The sequence below is a fragment of the Gordonia sp. SMJS1 genome (assembly GCF_029866425.1).
Taxonomy (GTDB): Bacteria; Actinomycetota; Actinomycetes; order Mycobacteriales; family Mycobacteriaceae; genus Gordonia; species Gordonia hongkongensis.
On record NZ_CP123381.1, the window covers coordinates 1,298,596 to 1,319,282 of the forward strand.

The 20,687-nt window shown below is 68.4% G+C and carries 18 protein-coding genes; 9 read left to right on the forward strand and 9 right to left on the reverse strand.

The features are described 5' to 3' along the window. Nucleotides 1–209 precede the first annotated feature (209 nt). Genes QAD21_RS05920 through QAD21_RS05935 form a run of 4 tightly spaced genes read right to left on the reverse strand, consistent with a single transcriptional unit; the run spans nt 210 to nt 2,332 of the window. A complete protein-coding gene (locus QAD21_RS05920; protein WP_058251628.1) occupies nt 210–458 on the reverse strand; it encodes a hypothetical protein in 249 nt (82 codons plus the stop codon). Between the two features lie 11 nt (nt 459–469). Continuing rightward, complete coding sequence (moaA, locus tag QAD21_RS05925) at nt 470–1,558, reverse strand: GTP 3',8-cyclase MoaA (RefSeq protein WP_205334244.1); 1,089 nt, start codon at nt 1,556–1,558, stop codon at nt 470–472. Nucleotides 1,559–1,571: 13 nt separating this feature from the next. Continuing rightward, nucleotides 1,572–2,117 carry a flavin reductase family protein gene (locus QAD21_RS05930; protein WP_058251687.1) on the reverse strand — a complete coding sequence of 182 codons (546 nt, stop codon included), beginning with the start codon at nt 2,115–2,117 and terminating at the stop codon, nt 1,572–1,574. 5 nt (nt 2,118–2,122) lie between these two features. Beyond that, a complete protein-coding gene (locus tag QAD21_RS05935; protein WP_058251626.1) occupies nt 2,123–2,332 on the reverse strand; it encodes a hypothetical protein in 210 nt (69 codons plus the stop codon). A gap of 230 nt (nt 2,333–2,562) precedes the next feature. Here QAD21_RS05935 and QAD21_RS05940 point away from each other — a divergent pair, with 230 nt between their 5' ends. After that, nucleotides 2,563–2,976, forward strand: a complete 414-nt coding sequence (locus QAD21_RS05940; RefSeq protein WP_205334249.1) for a cold-shock protein — start codon at nt 2,563–2,565, stop codon at nt 2,974–2,976. A 6-nt stretch (nt 2,977–2,982) separates the two neighbouring features. On the opposite strand, the gene QAD21_RS05945 is transcribed toward QAD21_RS05940, so the two are convergent. Next, the gene (locus QAD21_RS05945) at nt 2,983–3,495 is read right to left on the reverse strand and encodes a DUF2771 family protein (protein WP_205334245.1); all 513 of its coding nucleotides are present in this window, start codon (nt 3,493–3,495) and stop codon (nt 2,983–2,985) included. After that, nucleotides 3,492–5,345 (reverse strand): MFS transporter, encoded by a 1,854-nt coding sequence (locus QAD21_RS05950; RefSeq protein ID WP_280361613.1) that lies wholly within the window; start codon nt 5,343–5,345, stop codon nt 3,492–3,494. The genes QAD21_RS05945 and QAD21_RS05950 overlap by 4 nt, the downstream gene beginning before the upstream one ends. Nucleotides 5,346–5,585: 240 nt before the next feature. Between QAD21_RS05950 and QAD21_RS05955 the strand changes: the two genes are divergently transcribed. Beyond that, nucleotides 5,586–6,392, forward strand: a complete 807-nt coding sequence (locus tag QAD21_RS05955; RefSeq protein WP_078113542.1) for a DUF3027 domain-containing protein — start codon at nt 5,586–5,588, stop codon at nt 6,390–6,392. A gap of 17 nt (nt 6,393–6,409) precedes the next feature. After that, a complete protein-coding gene (locus QAD21_RS05960; RefSeq protein ID WP_280360800.1) occupies nt 6,410–9,226 on the forward strand; it encodes a hypothetical protein in 2,817 nt (938 codons plus the stop codon). On the opposite strand, the gene QAD21_RS05965 is transcribed toward QAD21_RS05960, so the two are convergent. Further along, complete coding sequence (locus QAD21_RS05965) at nt 9,183–9,779, reverse strand: TetR/AcrR family transcriptional regulator (protein ID WP_068971694.1); 597 nt, start codon at nt 9,777–9,779, stop codon at nt 9,183–9,185. The genes QAD21_RS05960 and QAD21_RS05965 overlap by 44 nt on opposite strands. 89 nt (nt 9,780–9,868) lie before the next feature. Between QAD21_RS05965 and QAD21_RS05970 the strand changes: the two genes are divergently transcribed. Next, nucleotides 9,869–11,008 (forward strand): acyl-CoA dehydrogenase family protein, encoded by a 1,140-nt coding sequence (locus QAD21_RS05970; RefSeq protein WP_068971693.1) that lies wholly within the window; start codon nt 9,869–9,871, stop codon nt 11,006–11,008. Between the two features lie 19 nt (nt 11,009–11,027). On the opposite strand, the gene QAD21_RS05975 is transcribed toward QAD21_RS05970, so the two are convergent. Beyond that, nucleotides 11,028–11,759 (reverse strand): hemerythrin domain-containing protein, encoded by a 732-nt coding sequence (locus QAD21_RS05975; protein WP_280360803.1) that lies wholly within the window; start codon nt 11,757–11,759, stop codon nt 11,028–11,030. 111 nt (nt 11,760–11,870) lie between these two features. On the opposite strand from QAD21_RS05975, the gene QAD21_RS05980 reads away from it, so the two are divergent. Beyond that, complete coding sequence (locus tag QAD21_RS05980) at nt 11,871–12,452, forward strand: phosphatase PAP2 family protein (protein WP_205334252.1); 582 nt, start codon at nt 11,871–11,873, stop codon at nt 12,450–12,452. A 250-nt stretch (nt 12,453–12,702) separates the two neighbouring features. On the opposite strand, the gene QAD21_RS05985 is transcribed toward QAD21_RS05980, so the two are convergent. After that, nucleotides 12,703–13,962 carry an HNH endonuclease signature motif containing protein gene (locus tag QAD21_RS05985; RefSeq protein WP_205334253.1) on the reverse strand — a complete coding sequence of 420 codons (1,260 nt, stop codon included), beginning with the start codon at nt 13,960–13,962 and terminating at the stop codon, nt 12,703–12,705. A 2-nt stretch (nt 13,963–13,964) separates the two neighbouring features. Between QAD21_RS05985 and QAD21_RS05990 the strand changes: the two genes are divergently transcribed. The 4 genes from QAD21_RS05990 (at nt 13,965) to QAD21_RS06005 (ending at nt 20,671) form a co-directional block, all read left to right on the forward strand. Continuing rightward, nucleotides 13,965–15,311 (forward strand): ISL3 family transposase, encoded by a 1,347-nt coding sequence (locus QAD21_RS05990; protein ID WP_280360303.1) that lies wholly within the window; start codon nt 13,965–13,967, stop codon nt 15,309–15,311. 390 nt (nt 15,312–15,701) lie between these two features. Then, entirely contained in the window at nt 15,702–18,266 is a 2,565-nt protein-coding gene (locus QAD21_RS05995) for a PQQ-binding-like beta-propeller repeat protein (RefSeq protein WP_223259062.1), read from the forward strand. A gap of 70 nt (nt 18,267–18,336) precedes the next feature. After that, nucleotides 18,337–19,587, forward strand: a complete 1,251-nt coding sequence (locus tag QAD21_RS06000) for an acyl-CoA dehydrogenase family protein (RefSeq protein ID WP_065631957.1) — start codon at nt 18,337–18,339, stop codon at nt 19,585–19,587. Between the two features lie 13 nt (nt 19,588–19,600). Then, nucleotides 19,601–20,671 (forward strand): phosphotransferase family protein, encoded by a 1,071-nt coding sequence (locus tag QAD21_RS06005; RefSeq protein WP_068972497.1) that lies wholly within the window; start codon nt 19,601–19,603, stop codon nt 20,669–20,671. Nucleotides 20,672–20,687: the final 16 nt, after the last annotated feature.

Genomic DNA, 20,687 nt, shown 5'->3' on the forward strand with positions numbered 1-20,687 from the left:
TGCTGTGTCGTGACCTCCGAGGAGGACGCTTCGAACAGTACGTCGTTCGTTGGACTGAATCACCTGCTTGGACGCAAGCGATTTTCGGCCCGGATCCGGGTCTTCCGACCCACTTCGGCCGTCATCCCAGTTCAACGGGTTAGTGGCCGTCCCGTGCCCATCCTGTTACCGCGCCGTGATGTGACTAAGGTCACAAGCCGGGTGTGTCGTCAGCCACCGGCAAACGGGGGGAGGACGTCGAGTGTCGTGCACGTGCCGAGCGCACGCGTCCGATCGGAGAACGCGATCTCGTCGCGCAGATACGAGCAGCGTTCGAGAACCGTGGCGAGGGAGGGGTTTCCGGCGGCGAGGATGCCCTCGAGGGCGCCGAGCGGGGTCGACGGGTCGACGTCGATCACCTTCTCCTCGGCACCGGCCGCGGCGCGCGCGGCCGCGAAGAAACGAACTGTGAGCTGCATCGGACGCGAGCCTAGCCGCCGATCGCCGACATCGGCCGATCCGGTTGGGTGAAGCCCGCCGCGTTCACTTCGTGGCCGGCCGCCTTGGCCCACATGTTCGCGCGCCACAGGCGCGCGAGGGCGGCGTCGATCTCGTCGTCGGGGAGGGTGCGCAGCGCGTGCCGGATGTCGGTTTCCGACGTCGCGAACAGGCAGTTGCGCAGTGATCCGTCCGCGGTGAGCCGGGTGCGGTCGCAGTCCCCGCAGAACGGCCGGGTGACCGACGCGATCACCCCGACCCGTGCTGGGCCGTGGGCGCCGCGGTGGCCGTCGACGAGCCATGTGGCGGCGGGAGCGCTTCCTCGAGGGGCGGGGTCGGGCAGCAGGGCGAACCGTTTCCGCAGGGTCGCGAGGATCTCCTGTGCGGTCACCATCTGCGCTCGCTGCCACGCGTGGTCGGCGTCGAGTGGCATCTGCTCGATGATCCGTAGCTCGTAACCGTGCTCGAGGCAGTAGGCGAGCAGGTCGGGGACTCCGGGTAGGTCGCTGCGGTCGGGCACCACGGCGTTGACCTTGACCGGGTCGAGCCCGGCGCGGCGTGCCGCCGCCAGGCCGTCGAGCACATCCGTCAGACGGTCCCGGCGCGTGATGTCGGCGAAGCGGACCGGGTCGATGGTGTCCAGCGAGACGTTGATGCGGTCGAGGCCGGCGTCGACCAGACCGCCGACCCGCCGGGGCAGTCCGAGTCCGTTCGTAGTCATCGCGATCTCGGGTGACTGCGGGAGGCCCGCGACGGCGGCGATGACGTCTTCGAGGTCGCGGCGCAACAGTGGTTCGCCGCCGGTGAACCGGATGCGCTCGATTCCCAGGTCGCGCACGGCGACGGTGAGTACCCGGATCAGTTCGTCGGTGGAGAGCACCTGGTCGGTGGGCATCCAGTCGAGGCCCTCGGCCGGCATGCAATACGAGCACCGCAGATTGCAGCGGTCGGTGACCGAGACCCGGAGATCCTTGGCGACCCGACCGAAGGTGTCGAGCAACGGCCCGTCGGTGGGCACATCGGAGGTCGCTGCTTCCCGCGGGGAGCGGGGCAGCGGCAGTCCGAGGCCGACCGTGCTCATGGTGCTGGGCGACTCACTTCCGGGTCGGGTCCGTGCGCGCCTCCAGGGCGCGGAAGGTGCTGGCGTGGAAGACCAGGGGCTCGATGTCGGGATCGGCGCGCAAGGTCTCGATCTCCAACAACACGACGGTGTGGTCGCCGGCCTGGATCTCGTTGTGGATCGTGCACGACAGGTGGGCGGCCGCGTCGGGCACGAAGACCGCCCCGCGATCGGTGCTCAGCGGCGTGATGCCGTCGAACCGGTGCTCCGACGACCCGGCGAGCTGCTTGCAGAGTTCGATCTGGTCGCCGGCGAACACGCTGACCCCGATGGCCGGAGCCGTACGAATCCGCGGCCAGGTCGTCGAGGTGTTCTGGACGCAGACCGAGACGAGTGGCGGGTCGAGCGAGACGGTGGTGAACGAGCTCGCGGCCATTCCGATCAATGTGGTCGAATCCCCGTCACGCTGTTCGCAACACACCGCCACGACGCCCGACGGGAAACAGCTGTACGCGTCGCGCAGCGCCCGCCCGTCGGAGACGGGCGAGAGATCGGGGGTGGTGTCAATGGTTGTGGTCACGGTCCTCACCTGGCTCGGCGTCCGGCACGGAGTGCGTACACCAGGCCCAGGACGAAGCCCAGCGGTGCGCACATGGTCAGCAGATAGACGGCGGTCGGCGCGGTGTCGCCGCCGGTCACCAACGGTGTCAGGAACAACGCCACGATCGCCAGAATTCCGATCATGAACACGACCCCGGCAGCCTGCAGCAACCGCGGGGAGGATGTCTTCTGCATACCCGCCACGGTAGTGCAACGCGCGCCGGTGCGACGCCGCGCGATCCGTGCCCGCCGGGTAATGGTGTGACCGCGCGGTGGGGCGTTGGCTAGGATGGTCCGAAGCAGGCGCCTTGCATCCGTCTGGGCTCGCACGGTCTTCCGCCGTCCGGGCCGCGAGATGGGTGACGGCGTCTTTTGTCATGACGGGTCGTTTTTCGACAGATCTAGAACAGATGAGGGTGAGCACAGTGCCGACCGGCAAGGTGAAGTGGTACGACGCGGACAAGGGCTTCGGCTTCCTCTCCCAGGAGAGCGGTGAAGACGTCTACGTCCGTTCGGCAGCGTTGCCCGACGGAGTCGAGGCGCTCAAGCCGGGCCAGCGCGTCGAGTTCGGCATGGCCGCCGGTCGTCGCGGCCCGCAGGCGTTGAGCGTGAAAGTGCTCGAACCCGCACCCAGCGTCTCCAAGAACGTGCGCGAGGCCGCCCGCAAGGACGCCAAGCGCCACACCCCCGACGAACTGCACGGGATGGTCGCCGACCTCATCACCCTGCTCGAGGGCAAGGTCCAGCCGGACCTGCGCAAGGGGCGTTACCCCGACCGCAAGACCGCACAGCGGATCTCCGAAGTCGTGCGTGCCGTCGCGCGGGAGCTCGACTCCTAGGACCGACTACGCGGCGGGCGCGGTCTGAACCGCGAGCTCGCCGCGCGGCAGGACGTCGTCGGCGGGGGTGAGCCGCGCCGACGCCGAGATCACGGTGAACCCGACCAGCACCCGGTCCGGTTCCGACCGGAGCGTCAGGGTGAAGGTGTCGTCCGCGCCCTGCTGCCGCTCGTCCTCGACGATCCCGCGCGGAGTCTGATAAACCGCCGCGAGGTTCCACGGACCCTGCGCGATCTCGCTCGAGACCGTCAGCAAGATCGTCGAACCCACCGGCACCGGCACGGTCGCGGTCTCGTTCGGCGCGGTGATCTCGGGATCGCACACGGTCAGCATCAGGTCGCACCACCAGCGCGGATCGACGGTGTGCAACTCATCGCCGACCGCGACGTGCAGGTAGGGCTGATCGTCGTGCGCCGCGTTGCGGGTCAGCAGGAACACCGACGTCCCCACCACCGCGACGAACAGCACGACGACGATCGCGATGATCGACAGAGCCTTCTTCTCACCACTGCTGATCACTGACGACGTTGTCCTGTCTGGTTGGGCGGCGGGTGATCGCCGGGGCTGTACGGGCGCTCACCCCGGGTCTCGAACGGGGCGGTCGACGGGGTCCGGGTGGGCATGCGGGCGGTCGAGGGCCGCGCGGCGTGCGGTCGGGTGTCGGCGTCCGCCGGACCGGTCCGGGTGGCCGATCGGGCTTCTGCCGCGCGGAAGGCGACGGTGGGCGCGGCGTGGTCGGGGCGTCGACCGCCCAGACCGGGGACCAGTGACTTGCCGCGGGTGGTCATCACCGTCTGCAGCAGCCCGAGGCCGAGCAGTACCGAGACGACCGTGAACCCGATCCACAGGGTCGGCGGCAGCAGCACCCCGAGCGAGGCGCCGAAGACCCACGACAGCTGCAGCACCGTCTCCGACCGGCCGAACGCCGAGGCGCGGGACTCGTCGGGCAGGTCGTCCTGGATGGACGAGTCGAGGCACACCTTCCCGATCGCGCTGGTGCCGGAGGCGACCAGGGCTGCCACGGCGGCCGCGGCGATGTTGCCGAAGATGGCGGCCAGGACCGCGACGACGAAGCAGGCGGCGGTCGCGCCGACGACGATGTTCGGCGGGTTCTTCAGCTCGAGGCGGGTGCCGACGCCGTTGCCGATCATGTTGCCGACGCCGGCGGCGGCGCCGACCGCGCCGAGGAGGAGCAGCTGGGTCCAGTCCGAGGCGTCGCCCTGCTGGGCCTTGGCGTAGAACGCCACGAACAGCGTCAGGAAGCCGGTCAGGATGCGGATCGTGCCGTTGCCCCACAACCCGGCGACGACCTTGCGTCCGAGTGGCTGGCGCATCTTCGCCGCGATCATCTTCGCGCCGTCGCGAGCGCTCGTCGGCTGCTCGGAGTCGCCGGGGGCCGATCGCGCGGGCTCGCCGTGGTAGGTGAGGGTCGTCGGGATCTCGCCCTCGGTGGACTCGACCCACGCCGGGATGCGCATGCACAGGTAGGCGCCGGCGGCGGCGACGACGGCCAGCCACACCATCGCGCCGGGCAGATGCAGTGGGAGCAGCTGGCCGAGGAGGAACTCGATGGCCGCGGCGACCGCGCCGCCCACGATCGTGCCGCCGATGAGGCCGAAGGTGGTCAGCCGTGAATTGACCCGGGGGAGGTCGATGGTCGGCGGCACCACACGCGGCGTGACGGCCGACTTGAGGACGCCGAACGACTTGGACAGCACCAGCAGACCGAGGGCACACGGATAGAGCACCCATGGGTCGTATTCCAGCTGCTGGGTCGCGTCGTTCCACTGGACGTTGGCCATGATGAGCAGGGCCAGGACGACGCGCAGGCCGAAGGTCGTGGCCATGGCGATGCGGCGGCCGCGCTGCAGTCGGTCGAGGAGCGGGCCGATGAGCGGAGCGATCAGGGCGAACGGCGCGATCGTCAGTGCCAGGTACAAGGCCACATTGGTCTTCGACTCACCGGTCGCGGCGGCGAAGAACAGCGTGTTCGCCAGCGCGACGGCCATCGCGGCGTCGGCGGCGAAGTTGGCGATCACCGGCAGCGTCAGCGCGGTCAGGCCCGACTGGTCGGCGCCGTCGGCGGTGGCCGCCCGGTGGATCTTGCCGATCCCCCTGCCGGTCAGCTCGCGACTCCGCATCGCCGCGACCCGCATCACCGTCAGCTTCTTGGGTGTACGGCTTCCACCGTTCTGGGGCCCGTGGTCGGTCGGCATCGCCCGGGTCGCCTCGTCGGCCGGCGGACGGGCGCGGTCGTCGAGCGGCGGGAGATGCGGATTGTGGGTCGGCGGGGGGAGGTAGGCGTTGCGGCCGGGACCCGGCCCGGACGGCGGCTCTCCCCATCCCGGCGCCGGTCGCCGGGTCCGCATCTGCCGCGTCTCGTCGGCCGGATAGTTCGTCGAACCGGGGTGCTGCGCGGCGCGTCGTGCGCGACCGTCTGGTGGCGGTTGCCGAGGGTGCTGGTCGGCGGGACCCCTGGGGGCCCCGCGCCCCTCGTCGTGTCGGGAACTCCGTGGGATCACGCAGACGATTGTTCCTCATCTCCGACTGTGGTCGCTTGAAGCGGGTCGGTTGTGTGGCACACGTCGGCGGTATTGCACACTGGAGCGGTGACTCAGGTTGGTGACGGCGAACGGCACGGTGAGACCGAACGGCTGCTGGCAGCCGTCGACATCGCGCGTTCCGCGCTGCTCGATGAAGGTCAGCGGCCCGGAGCGCACCGGCGCAGTGTCGCCGAGGGCGACTGGGCCGCCGCGCACTACTTCGATGCCGAGCTCACGGGCTACCGGGGGTGGCAGTGGTGCGTCGTGCTGGCGGGTTCCCCGGGCAGCGACGAGATCACGCTCAGCGAGGTCGTGCTGCTTCCCGGTGACGGCTCGCTGCTCGCGCCGCCGTGGGTGCCGTGGTCGGAGCGGGTCGCGTCGGGCGATCTCGCACCGGGCGATCTGCTCGCCGCCGAACCCGACGACCCGCGTCTCGTGCCGAACCAGATCGACACCGGCGACGAGTTCCGATTCGAGTCCGAGTCCGTGGAACCCGACGACATCGGTCAGGTCGCGGGCGAGCTGGGGCTCGGCCGCAAGAGACTCCTGAGCCCGGAGGGACGCGCCGAGGCTGCGCAGCGCTGGTACGACGGCGACTTCGGTCCCGGCTCGGAGATGGCGCAGGCCGCGCCGTACTCGTGCTGTACCTGTGGTTTCTACGTCCCGCTCGCGGGTGCGCTGCGCGCCGGCTTCGGCGCCTGCACCAACGAACTGGCCGCCGACGGGCGCGTGGTGTCGGCCGAATACGGATGCGGTGCGCACTCGGACGTGCAGGGCCCCAAGGGGAACGGATCGCCCGCGTACGACGCCTACGACGACGGCGCGATCGAGGTCGTCGAGATCTCCCGGGACGCGGAACCGGCCCGGACCTGATCCGGCGCGAACCGACCGTGACCGACGATCCGTTCGGCACCGCGACATTGCGGTCGTCGACCCTGGATGCGTGGGCGGCGTCGCCGACCCGGCTGGCCGAGGACGCGGCCGCCGAAGCGGATCTGGTGACCGTCGGCTACCGGGATCGACTGCTGACCGAACTGGCCGCGAACGCCGCCGACGCGGCCGCGGCGGCCGGTGTCGCGGGGCGGCTGGCGGTCTGGGTGGACGGCACCGAGTTGCATGTCGCCAACACCGGCTCCCCGCTGACCGATGCGGGGGTGCGTTCACTCGCCGCGTTGCGGGTGTCGGCGAAGACCGCGGACGACTCGGGCGCCCGGCAGATCGGGCGGTTCGGGGTCGGCTTCACCGCCACCGCGACGGTCGCCAATCGCATCGAGATCCGTTCGCGCAGTGGGTCGGTGGTCTTCGACCGGGCGGACTCGATGGACGCCGCGCGAGCTGCCGGGATCTCCGTCGACGGGCCCGCGGACGTGCCGGTGCTGCGGCTGGTGTGGCCGACGGATCAGACGCCGACCGATGGCTTCGACACCGAGGTGGTCCTGCACCTTCGCGAGGAACCCGGCCCGCTTCTCGCCGCCATGCTCGGCCAGGCGCCGGATCTGGTCGTCGAACTGACTGCGCTGCAACGGATCAGCGTCGGCGATGTCGAGGTGTCGGCCGAACGGTCGGCGGGGCCGGACGTCGACGACGATGACGCGCGCGCGGTCGTGACGACGGTGTCCGTCGTCGGTGCGCCGGACGCGACCGACCTGCCGTCGACGCGCCGATGGCTCGAGGTCGCCCGGGGCGGCACCCGCTGGCTCGTCGACGCCGACGGTGAGCCCGCGGCGGCTGGCGAGGTCCTGCGCGCCCCGACGCCCACCGACATCGAACTCAGCCTGCCATGCCGGTGCATCACCGACCTGGCACTCACGCCGGATCGACGGCACCTCCATCCACGTGCCGAGATCGGCGATGCAGCAGCGGGTTACGTCGATCTCGTGCGGCTCGTCGAACCGGTGCGCAGGGTCGAGCTGGTACCCGAACTGCATCTCGCGCGTAATCCCGACGACGCGCGCCTGATCGAGGCGGTTCGTCGCGAACTGCGGGATGTCGCGTGGCTTCCGGCGGCGGCCGGTGCCGACCTGGTGCCACCGCGCGGGGTGATGCTCGTGGGTCTGACCGATCGGCTCGCGGAGATCCTCGGCGACCTGTTCGGTGACCTGATCCACCCGGATCTGTCGCTGACACAACATCTCCCGACGCTGGGCCGGCTGGGTGTGTCGGAGCTCGGGCTCGCGGAGCTCGCCGAACGTCTCGTCGGCGTCGACCGTGAACCGTCGTGGTGGCACGACCTGTACGACGCCCTGTCGCCCCTGGTGTCGACCGGCCGCGAGGTGGAGGAACTCGGCGCCCTGCCGATCCCGAGATCGGACGGACGGACGGCGATCGGGGTGCGCGGACTCTTTGTCAGTGACCGGATCTCGACCCCCATGCGGTGGATCCCCACCGTGCATCCCGAGGCGCGCCACGAACTGCTGACCCGACTCGGCGTCGCGGATCTGACGGTCGCGCAGGCAGTCTCGGACCCGGCGCTGCGCAGCCTCGTCGACGATGTCGACTTCGATTCGGGCGGCCCCGACGATGACCGGCTCGCCGTCGAGGTGTGTGCGGTGTTGCGGGCCGATCCGGAAGCACCGGTGCCGTCGTGGCTCTCGGCGCTCGCGCTCCCCGACGCCGACGGCGAGTTGCGGCCGGCCGACGAACTCCTGCTGCCGGGCAGCCCGCTGCTCGAGGTCTTGGTCGACGATCACCCGTTCGGTGTGGTCGACGCCGAGGTGGTCGCCGAGTGCGGCGTCGAGGAACTGCGGCGGATCGGCGTCGGCTGGGGTTTCGTGACCGTCGACGACGACCTGCCCGTCGCGCCCGAGCATGACCTGCCCGACGAGGAGGACTGGTGGGCCACCCTCCCGGATGCGCCCGAGAAGCACAGTGCGGTGCGGGATCTCGACTTGATCGAGGACGGGCGCTGGCCGGAGGCGTTGACCATGATGGCCACCGACGAACGCATCCGGCCGCTGCTCGCCGACCGGACGGGCTACACCGCGTGGTGGTTACGACGCCATGCGGAGATCGACGGTCTGCTGCTGGGGGAGTACCGGTCGCCATCGGATGACGTTCTCGAGAACATCATCGATCCCCTCGACCACCCGTATGCCGACGAGCTCGCCGGCACACTCGCCCGGCTGGAACCCGACTCCGCCGACGACGCGACGCTGCTGCTGACCCGGCTGGGCGATCGGGAGCGTGTGATCAGTGCGGGCGCAACGGTGTCCGTGCATGCCGCCGTCGTCGCGGCGTGCCGGAGCGGCATCGTCGATGCGCACGACGTCGAGGTGCCCGAGCGGGTGCGCACCCTCGCCGGCACAACCGCCGACCGCGCGGTGGTCGTCGACCGGCCGTGGTTCCTGCAGACGCTGGCCGACGACGAGGCGGTACTCGCCGGACCCACCGTGGTCTCGGCCGACGCCGACCTGCTGGGCACGCTGCTCGACCTGCCGCTCGCGAGCGAGGAGTATTCGGCGACGGTGTCCGCGCCGGGGGAGGCAGTCGGCTGGGCGCACCCGGCGGTGGTGCGCTTCGGGGCGTCGCGGGGGATCGAGATCCCGCACGGCGATGTCCGGCTACACGACGAACTGTGGATCGCGTTGCGCAGCAACGACGGCGGAGACGGCCCCGATGTCGCACGGGAAGTGCGGGTCGACTGGTGGGTCGACGACGCGGGTGTCACCCACCTCGAGCGTCCGGGCCGGCGTCGATCCCCGCGGTGAGGATCGACGCGAGCTGGCGGTAGGCGGCCGCGTCGTCGAGTCCGGTCGCGGCCCACACCTCGCGACGCTGGATCCGGCTCATCATCGATGAGGCGAGGTCGGCGGCGAACGCGGCGTCGACGTTGCGGAACTCGCCGGCCGACACCCCGTCGGCGATGAGCGCTTGAACCCGGGACGATGCCGCCGCGGTGTTGCGCTCGTACAGCGCGCGTGCCGGTTCGAACGCGTCGAGATCGCGCATGAACGCCTCCGAGGCCGGTGCCAGCGCCTCACCCACCGCCACCAGATAGACGATGACCCGTTCGCGCGGACTCGATGACGCCGCGACACGTGACTCGACTTGTTCGGTCGCGCTGCGGAAGAAGTGCGTCACGGTGGCGGTGACCAGTTGTTCCTTGCTGGCGGCGAGGGTGTACAACGTCGACTTCGAGCAACGGAGTTCGGCCGCGATGGAACCGATCGACAGGTGCGCGAACCCCTCGCGCAGGATCAACTCGAGAAGGGCGTCGAACAGCGCGGCACGTCGGCGGGTGGCGAAACCCTGGGTGGCCATGCGTGCTCCCTTCCGGCTGTACGTACGCTGGCTGAAATAGTACTGTGCAGAAGACCTGAGTACTAGTTTCGTAACCCTGGAGGTCTGGAATGCCGGTCGATCGCCTGCTCCCCAACGACGAGGCGCGCGACCTGATCGCGCTGGTCCGCGACATCGCCGACAAGCGCATGGCGCCGATCGTCGACCAGCACGAGAAGGACCGTCGGTACCCGGACGGGTTGTTCGCCGAACTGGGTGAGGCGGGGTTGCTCGGGCTGCCCTACCCGACGGAGTGGGACGGCGGCGGCCAGCCGTATGAGGTCTACCTGCAGGTGCTCGAGGAGCTCGGCGCGCGCTGGGCTGCGGTCGCCGTGGCGGTCAGCGTGCACGGGTTGGCCTGCCATCCGCTGTTCAACTTCGGCACCGATGAACAGAAGCAGCAGTGGTTGCCGGACCTGTTGAACGGCAAGCTGATCGGTGCCTACAGCCTGAGCGAACCCCAGGCCGGCTCCGACGCCGCGGCGCTCGCGTGCCGCGCCGTATCGACCGACGGCGGCTACTCGATGACGGGTTCGAAAGCGTGGATCACGCACGGCGGCATCGCTGATGTGTACAACGTCTTCGCCCGCACCGGTGAGGGTTCCAAGGGGGTGTCCTGCTTCTTCGTCGCCCGGGACACCGAGGGGCTCAGCTTCGGCAAGCCGGAGGACAAAATGGGCCTGCACGCGGTCCCGACGACCGGCGCCACCTACGACGACGCGTTCGTCGAGGAGGGACGCCGGCTGGGGGCGGAGGGGCAGGGGCTGCAGATCGCCTTCTCCGCGCTCGATTCCGGACGCCTGGGCATCGCTGCGGTGGCCACCGGCCTGGCGCAGGCGGCGCTCGACGCCGCCGTCGACTACGCGCAGGAACGAGCCGCGTTCGGCCGCAAGATCATCGACCACCAGGGGCTGTCGTTCGTGCTCGCCGACATGGCCGCCGCGGTCGACTCGGCCCGCGCGACCTACCTCGACGCCGCTCGACGCCGCGATGCCGGCATCGACTACACGCGGGCGGCGGCGACCGCCAAACTGGTGGCCACCGACGCCGCGATGAAGGTCACCACCGATGCGGTCCAGGTGTTCGGCGGTTACGGCTACACCCGCGACTTCCCGGTCGAGCGCTACATGCGCGAAGCGAAGATCACCCAGATCTTCGAGGGCACCAACCAGATCCAGCGGTTGGTGATCGGTCGGTCGCTGGCGCGGTGAGTTCGCCGGCCGTCGGTGTTCAGCGCGGGTTGTAGTAGAACGCGCGGTCGTCGAGGCGCCGGAATCTCGGTCCGCCGAGTCTGATCATCAGCCGCAGGATGGCGGGGATGCGGGCGTAGACCGCCTCGCGGTCGGGACCGGTCAGCCCTTTCGCCATGAGCGGGCACGTCCGCAGGGTCTCGGCCAGACCGGAGCGCTTGCTCATCTTCTCCTCGAAGGCGTCCCAGTCCTGCGGCGTGAGGCGGCGCTGCACGATGGCGATCGCGTCGGTCTCTTCATGGGCCAGGTGTCTGCCGAGGACCTCCTGGGCGCGGTGCAGCGCGTCCGCGAGGGTGGCCCGGGTCTGTTCGTCGGCGCGTTCGGCCATCCGCGCGAAGCCGGCCGCACACTCTTCGAGCAGCGGATCGATCTCGTCGTGCTCGTCCTCCATCGCCTGCAGGACCTCCGCCTCGGCGTTGTCGCACCGCTCGAGCAGCAGCGGCCACAGTTCCAGGTCCTCGCCGCTGTGGTGGTGGTGCAGCGCATGGGCGAACATCGCCCATCGACGGGAGAGCGCACGCCAGGTCCCCGCGTCGTCGACGGGGGTGGCCGGAACGGTGGCGGCGAAGTCGGCGAGGTCTCGCCGGAATCCGTGGTGCAGGACGTACATCATGAACGGGTCGAGCGGTCCGTCGGGCGCGGCCGCCTGGCCGGGGAGCCGGAGCTGGATCGGGTGAGCGGTGTGGGCGGGGTGGGCGGGGTGGGTCGTCATCGCGGGGGTCCTCATCGATACGTGGTCGGGCGGGTTCGAGGACCACAGTGGGCGGTGACGCTTGCGATGTGCTTGAGGGCGACTTGAGCGACGCCTGGATAGGGTGGCGGGATGTTCATCTCTCCGACGACGATCGACGAGAACATCCTGAACTGGGTGGTCGAGAACCGGTCGGAGCCCTGGGTCTCGATCGCCGAAGTGGTGACGGTGCTCGGCAACACGGTGACGATGTTGGTGCTGACATGTGCGGTCGTGGTGACACTCGCCGTGACCCGGCACCGAGTCGACGCGGTCTTCGTCGGCGCCGGAGTGCTTTTCGGATACGGTCTGATGCAGGCACTCAAGTACTCGTTCGCGCGGGACCGGCCACCCGTCGAAGACCGTCTACTGAACATCGACACCTTCTCGTTCCCCTCCGGGCACGCGATGATGACGATGGTCGTGTTCGGGCTGTTCGCTGTCGCCGCGTTTCGCTCCTCGCCCTGGGTGCGGGCGCATCGCTGGATCCTCGTGATCGCCCCCGTGCTGTCGATCCTCGTCGGCCTCACCCGAATACAACTCGCCGTGCACTGGGCCACGGACGTCGTGGCCGGATGGTTGTTCGGGGCGATCTGGGTGGTGTTCTGTACCTGGATACTGCTCCGGTACGAATCACGCCGCGGCTCCGGTGGTCTCGTCGGGGTTCAGCAGTAGACCACGCGGTCACCCGGACCATCCGCCGCCACATCTCCGGAAGCGGGGGCAGTTTGGTTCGACATGCGACTCATATTGCCCCCCCTGCTTGTGCGACCGCCTGGCTTTTCAACCGGGGGCCCGCCCGGTTGCGAGCGGGGCTAATCGACCGGGGTTCACTGTGGAGTTGTCAAGGGACTGATGCGGTCCCAGGTGTGGCCCGGGTGCGGAAGGTGCTACGCGAAAGTCTGGTGGTCTGTGGCGGCAGCGGTCAGGCGGCGTCGTCGAGTCGCATCGTGCGCCGGTTGTAGGCGGGTAGCGGTCGGCGTTGCGGGTCGATACTGGCGGGTGGGACGAGCCAGGGATGGCGGTCGAATCCCATCACGATGTCCCAGCCGTGGTGGTGGACCTGCGTATGGCAGCGCTGACACAGCAAACAGCCGTTGTCGAGGTCGGTGGGTCCGCCGTCGGCCCACGACTTGATGTGGTGGACCTGGGTATGTGACGGTGGTGCACCACATTTGACGCAACACGCGTCGCGGACGATCACCGCCTTACGTAGGTGCGCCGGATACAACCGATGGGTGTGACCCATCTGCAGCGGTACGCCCTCACTGTCGAGGACGATCTCGGTCAGGGATCCGTCGCAGGAGACCTGTTTCGCGGTGGCATGGCTGACCGTCCCGGTCCACGGCAGCGTTGCGAGTTCTCCGGTGGCGGGGATGGTCAGCAGCAGTTGCGTGCGTGGACTTCCGACGGTATTGATGGTCGCGCCGATCGCGGCTTGGTCGAGGATCAACTCGAAAGCGTCGGCACGGCGCTGCTCGGCGGTGCGACGATCTTCGGCGCCGTCGGGTTCGGGCCGTGGACACGATCGTTCGTCGATCATGGCCTGGAACTTCTCGCCGACGACCTGGGTGAGGTCGGCGCGGACTTCGACGCGGCCGTCGTCGGTGGTGTGTGCATTGACTGAGTTCAAGCTTGCATTGTCCGACGCCGGGACTGCTGTCTCGGAGGCGTCGGCGAGCGTGTTGCCGATAGCCCGCGCATGCCTGCGCACGTCTGTCGGCGTAGCACCTGAGAGCGCTTGGGCAATTAGTTCGAATTCATATCGGGAACGTTCATCCTCGGAAAGAGCGTCGCCACAACGTTTCTCGATTTCATTCATGCCTCGCACGATGGCATCGACGATCTCGCCGGAGAGTCGCCCGTCGGCGGCGTGACGAGCCAGCGCGGGCAACGCCGAGAGGGCATCGACACTCCGCATGGTGCGAAGAGCAGCGGCCGGTGCATGACCTGACTCGATCAGCAACTTCTTGGTGGTGCCGCCGGCTTTCTGAGCGACGCCGAGTTCGTCGAGTTGTGCTGCGTGGGTGACGATCTGGTGGTCGACGGTGTTGCGGATCAAGCGCAGCGTCTCGAGCGCGTCGAATGTTGCTCGGCCCGTGGGGTCGTCGGCGGGTGGGGTGGTCTCGATGAGTTGATCGAGGAGAGTGGCGAGCTCTGGCATGACTCCAAGGTACCGGAACATTCGTGGCTCTTCTGACGTCGAAGTGGGTTCCTTTTCGCGAGCCTAACGCACGCAACGCCCAGTCTCGCTTAGGTTTTGATTTGCGAAGAACAAGACCAAAGGAGTGGGCGTTGCGCACTGTCAGAGTACTGCAGAAGTTGCTCGGAATCGAGCGTGCCCGTGTTGTGGGTGTCAGGTTCGATGAGGATGACCGCGGGCAGATGGTGGTCGTGTCGCTGGAACTGCACAAGAACGCACGATCACGGTGCCCGCAATGTAAGAAGCGCTGCCCTGGTTACGATCAACCTGCGGCGCCGCGACGGTGGCGACATCTCGACATGGGCGGTTGGCGGTGCTTCCTCGAGTTGCCCGCCAAGCGTGTGCAGTGTCCTCGCCATGATGTGAAGACTGAGTTGGTTCCGTGGGCACGTCCGGAAGCGAAGATGACCAGGGCGTTCGACGACACCGTCGCATGGCTGTGCGCGCACGCCCCGATGACCGCGGTCAGTGCCTATCTGCGGGTCTCCTGGCGGACGGTATCTCGTATCGTCGAGCGCGTGGTCGACGACCATGTCGGACTCACTAAACGCTTGAACGGGTTGCGGCGCATCGGTATCGATGAGATCGCCTATCGCAAGGGCCGCCGGTACCTGGTTGTCGTGGTCAATCATGACACAGGTCAGTTGGTATGGGCGGGTGAGGGCGCCAAAAAGGAGACGATCGAGCGGTTCTTTGATGAACTGGGTGATGTGCGCGCACGCAGGATCACCCATATCAGTGCTGATGGCGCCGAGTACATCGGTGCGGTCCTCGCCGAGCAGGCGCCGGGGGCGTACTGGTGTATGGACCCATTTCATGTGCTGCAGTGGGTCAATCAGGCGTTGGACCGGTGCCGGTCTCGGGTGATGAGTCGGATAGCCGGCTTGTCGAAGGTGGAACGTGGCCGGTTGAGGTGGGCGTTGTTGAAGAATCCTGACAGCCTCACCGAGAACCAGGAGCGGTTGCAGTCCATCGTGGTCAGCGATGCCAACAGTGTGCTGGCCCGTGCGTATCAGATGAAAGAAGAGATACGGCACATACTTTCAGGTGCCTACTTGTCATGTTGGGCGCCGTTGCGGCGGTGGTTGAAGAAGGCGGAGGCTTGTGACATACCAGAGATTCGCACCCTGGCGCCGAGTATCCGTAAACGTGAGGTCCAGATCTTTAACGCGGTCGAGTGTCAGATGAGCAATGCGCGAGTCGAAGCAACGAACTGCCATCTGCGGTCATTGACAAAGCGGTCGTACGGATTTCACACTCCCGACGCTTTGATCGCGATGGCGAACCTCACCAGGGGCGGCGCATGCCCAGAACTCCCACATCGAAACTGACCGAAAACCGCCCACTTTCAGATCAGGAGATCCACATTCGTTCGATTTCGAGGGAATTCCACAGGCCGAGAACCGCGAATTCATCGACTGTGCAGCGCTTTTCGTTGACTGGGCGCAGATCGTTGACAGTGATGAACTTCAGTCACACCCGTTTCGATTCCCGGTCGAAAAGTGGTGGGTTTGTCACGAACGAAGGCCTCGACGGTCGCTCGGCGAGCGCCAGTGTGCTCAGCCGGCGGGGCGCACCGGGCTCGCTGTGCAGATGCGGGAACTGCTCGGTCGGCGTGAGCGGACGCCGAAATTCCCCCGGGTGGGGGACAGTCGAACGGCGTCGGACTGGGATTCACTGGACGGATGTCGAATCCGGGGCCACCCGACGATGACGCGACCATGCCCGGATCGTCCGACGGCGACGAGTCGCCGACGACGATCCAACCTGCCCGCCCGACGGTGGTCCCGGGGGTGTCACTGAACAAGGCCCCGGCGCCGGACCCCTACGCCGCCACGCAGACAGGTCCGACGCCGCAGTACCCACCGCCGTATCAGCAGCCGCCGAGTGGCTATCCTCCGCCACCCGGACAAGCCCAGTACGGCTACCCACCGCCGGGCTACCCACCGCCGGGTTATCCACCACCGGGGTACCCCCAGCCCGGATATCCCCAGCCCGGATATCCCCAGCCCGGGTACCCGCGCAGGTCCAATCGGCGCGCGTACCTGATCACGGGCGTCGCGTTGGTCTGTGTCCTCGCGCTGGTCCTCGGGGGCGTCGTGTGGTGGAAGGTGTCCTCGTCGAGTGGCAATTCCGACGAAACGCCGGACCTCGTCGCCGGTCAGCTCACCGGTTCGTTCCCGACCGCGCCGAGTCCAGCCTGGAGCGTCGACGCGAGTTCGTTGGGTGGTACGGGGTACGTCTCCGGTCTGCCGCTCGAGGCGACGTACAGGACTCAGGGTGCGGTCCACGACGACCACACATTGGTGACGCTCGTGCAGGTAGGTGACTCCACGAACGGCCCGGCACTGCGGCCCATCGGGATAGACACCGAGTCCGGCGGGAAATGGTCGTTCGACGAACCCGTGTCCGGGTGCTCGGACTCCATCGTGGACAGCACCATCGCCTGCCTGGGTCGGGGCGCCGCGTATTTCGTCGACGTCCGGACAGGTCGCGAGATCGGCCGTGCTCCCGCTCCGCCGCAGGCGTTCGGGATCGCGTTCAACGGGAAGGCGGCGTTCGTCCGCGACTTCAGTGGTGGCAACGAACGCCAGGTCGTGTTCCACAAGGTGACACCAGGAGGCGTGGAGTGGCAGCGCACGATCGACCTGCCCGAAGCGCTTCCGAGCGGGGACGCCTCGCAGTTCATCGCCACCGACGAGCTCGTCGCCAGCGCCGACGGCGTGGTCGCCGTCATCTCGGCCGACGACGGCCGGGAGATCTTCACTAGTCCGGGCCGCACCGGGATGGTGCCGCGCGCGGACGGATCGGTCCTCGTGGTGACGGGCAGCATGACAAGCGGCACACCGACGAATGGTCCGGTCGTCGTGGTCCGGCCGGACGGCACCACCAGCGACTTGGCGGGTATGAGCGTGGAGTCCGCTGCTGTCATGACTCCGACTCAGAGCGGGCGTGTGCTCATCGACGGTGCATACACTGACGTCGCGGACGGGGCGCGGATCTGGACGACGACTGATCTCCCGGCCCACACCTCGCCGACCGTCGTGCTGGCCGATGACCGTGAAGTCGTGTGGACGACGCACGACGCTGTCACCGCAGTCGATGCCATCTCCGGCCAGACGTTGTGGACGACTCCGACCGGGCCGGTCTACGGGTCGACCGGCCACGCCGTCACCGACGGCGAACGCCTCATCGCGCCCATGGCCGACGGCGGCGTGACCGCCCTGGATCTGGTGGGCGGTGCGCCGGTGTGGTCGATGCCCCCGTCCACGATCGGCAACACCCCCGCCGCGGGTGTCACCGAACCGCGTCCGCCGCTGACGTTCGCCGTCGGCGACCGCCTGATCACGATGACCGCGACCACGATCACCGGCTTCGCGCCCACCGGTCCGGAGGCCATCGTTCCGGGCACGACTCGCGAGGCCGACACCGCCGACGGCGGCGAACCCGAATACGTCACGCCGTGCGGGGCGCCCCCGGTGTTCACGCCGCAGTCGTTCCGCACGTCGGCGGGTGGGCTGGGCGTGACGATGAAGGTCACCGCGAAGTGTCCGGGCGGCGACGTCCTGTACGGGCCGCAGACACGCATCACCATCTCCGACGGCAGCGGCATCGTCGCGTCGGGGAACTTCGACTTCCAGCGGGCGCCGGTCGCGGTGCCCTCGCTCGACGGGGCGGGCGAGGCGCTGACGATGGAACTCACCTATCCGCCCGGGAGCTTCTTCCGGCTGCCGGACACGCTCGGTGCCCAGGGGAGTGCGGCCGGCGACGGCCGCTACCTCGTCGACTGCGACAAGGGCCCGACTTCCGGGGCCGCGCCGAAGCTCGCGACTCCGCAGTCGGGAACGGCCGCGTCGTCGACCGCCACCGGGCCGTCGTTCCCGGCCGGAGCCGACGTGACGGCGAGCAGCGTCAGCGCCCTGCGTCTGCAGGCCGACGCCGATCGGGCCTTCATCGTGGCGAACCTGAACAACCGGTGGGTGGCGCAGCTGAGCTCCAAACGGCCGGGTCTCGTCGCCGAGGGGCGGACCTGGGCCGACCAGGCCATCCTCGACGAGTTCCTGGCACTCCGGTTGCGATTCAACGACGTTCGGCTCCTGTGGAGCGACGAGTGGCCGGTGTTCTCGTACCGCGGCTGGTGGGTGACGGTGGCCGCGGCGACCTTCCCGGGCCCGGTCGAGGCCAACAACTGGTGTCGCGCTCAGGGATTCGGCCCGGACAACTGCTTCGCGAAACTGGTGAGCACCACGGCCGGACCGGAGCGGACGACCCTGTACTGGAAGTGACGGTGCCCGACGCCGCGCCGGTTTGTTCGGAACGATGACGACTAATCGGTTCATCGCGATACGGTCGGGTATGGATTTCTCCCCGTCAGCGCGGTCGGCCGAACTCACCGAACGCGTGCGCACCTTCGTGACCACCGAGATCGAGCCGGTCGAACCCGAGATCCATCGGGACATCAAGACCCGCCGCGACGAGAACGGCAACCCGTGGACGCCGTCGCCGATCATCGCCGAACTGCAGAAGAAGGCCCGCTCGGAGGGGCTGTGGAACCTCTTCCTGCCCGCCGAGCACGCCGGCCGCTATGCCGCCGACTTCGGCACCGACGGCGGGGCCGGGCTGACCAACTCCGAGTACGCGCCGATCGCGGAGGCGATGGGATCGTCCGGGCTCGCGCCGGTGATCTTCAACTGCAACGCCCCCGACACCGGCAACATGGAGGTGTTGCTGCGCTACGGCACCGACGAGCAGCGGAAACAGTGGCTCGAACCCCTTCTGACCGCCGAGATCCGCAGCGCCTTCTGCATGACCGAGCCGGCCGTCGCGTCGTCGGACGCCACCAACATGGCCGCGACCGCCGTACTCGACGGCGATGACGTCGTCATCAACGGGACCAAGTGGTTCTCCACCGGCGTCGGCCACCCGGACTGCAAGGTGCTCATCTTCATGGGCGTCACCGACGCCGAGGCCGACCGGAAGTCGCGGCACACGATGGTGCTCATCCCGATCGACGCCCCCGGGGTCACGATCGACCGGATGCTCACCACCATGGGCTACTTCGACGAGCCGTTCGGCCACGGCGAGGTCAGCTTCGACAACGTGCGCGTCCCGGCGTCGAACATCCTGCTCGGACCCGGCCGCGCCTTCGAGATCGCCCAGGGCCGGCTCGGTCCGGGTCGCGTGCACCACTGCATGCGGGCGATCGGACTCGCCGAGCGGGCGCTGGAACTCGGTGTGCGTCGCGCACTCTCGCGGGAGGCGTTCGGCAAGCAACTCGCCCGGCTCGGCGGCAACAGCGAGCGCATCGCCGACGCCCGCATCGCGATCAACCGGTCGCGACTCCTCGTCCACCACGCGGCCTGGTTGCTCGACCAGGGCATGTCCCGCGAAGCCCTGTCGGCGGTCAGCGAGATCAAGGTCGAGGTGCCCAACATGGCACTCGACGTCATCGACCTCGCCATCCAGTTGCACGGCGGCGCCGGTCTCACCGACGACTTCCCGCTCGCGCAGGCGTGGGTGGGCGCGCGGTCGCTCCGACTCGCCGACGGCCCGGACGAGGTGCACCGCAACGTGGTTGCGCGCATCGAGTTCGGCAAGTACCGCTGATCGGGGGACGAGGATGACCAACGAGGTGGCCGGTGCGGGCGAGGTCCGCACCGAGGATGCATTCGACGTCGAGGCGATGGCGAAGTGGCTGGAGGCCAACGCCGCGGACCCGACCGGTCTCGACGCCGTGCCGGAGGTCCGTCAATTCGGCGGTGGCGCTTCTAATCTCACGTATCTGCTGCGCTATCCGTCGAAGGACCTGATCCTGCGCCGGGCGCCCCGGGGTACCAAGGCGCGGGGCGCGCACGACATGGCACGCGAGTACCGGATCCAGTCCGAACTCGCGACCGCCATCCGCTACATCGCGCCGATGATCGCCTTCTGCGACGACGAGTCGGTCCTGGGCGCGGACTTCTACGTGATGGGCCGCATCGACGGTGTCATCCCGCGGACCGAGTGGCCCGCCGACGTCCCGCTCGACGCCGAGCAGGCACGCCGGCTCTGTCTGAACTTCATCGACACCCTGGTCGAGGTCCACTCGGTCGATCCGAGCACGACCGGACTCGCCGATCTCGGCAAGGGGCCGGGTTATGTGCGACGGCAGGTCGAGGGCTGGTCGGCGCGATTCCGCAACGCGCACACCGATGACGTGCCCGACTTCGAGTCGACGATGACGTGGCTGGCCGACAACCAGCCCGACGACGTCGCCAACTGCGTCATCCACAACGACTTCAAGCTCGACAACGTCGTCCTCGACAAGGACGATCCCACGCGGGTGATCGGCATCCTGGACTGGGAGATGGCAACCCTCGGCGATCCCCTGATGGATGTCGCGGGTTCGATGGCCTACTGGATCCAGGCCGACGACCCGGATGCCATGCAGCTCATGCGACGTGTCCCGACGCACCTGCCCGGCATGCTCAGTCGTGCCGAGTTCGTCGAGAACTATTGCGAGCGCATGGGATTCGACATGACGCCGGAACGCTGGCGCTGGTATGAGGTGTTCGGACTGTTCCGGGCGGGGGTGATCGCCCAGCAGATCTACTACCGCTACTACCACGGCCAGACCACCAACAAGGCGTTCGAACGTCTCGGATACGCGGTCGGGATCATCGCGCAACGGCTGGACGACCTGCTCGTGTAACCACCCGACGAAGGGG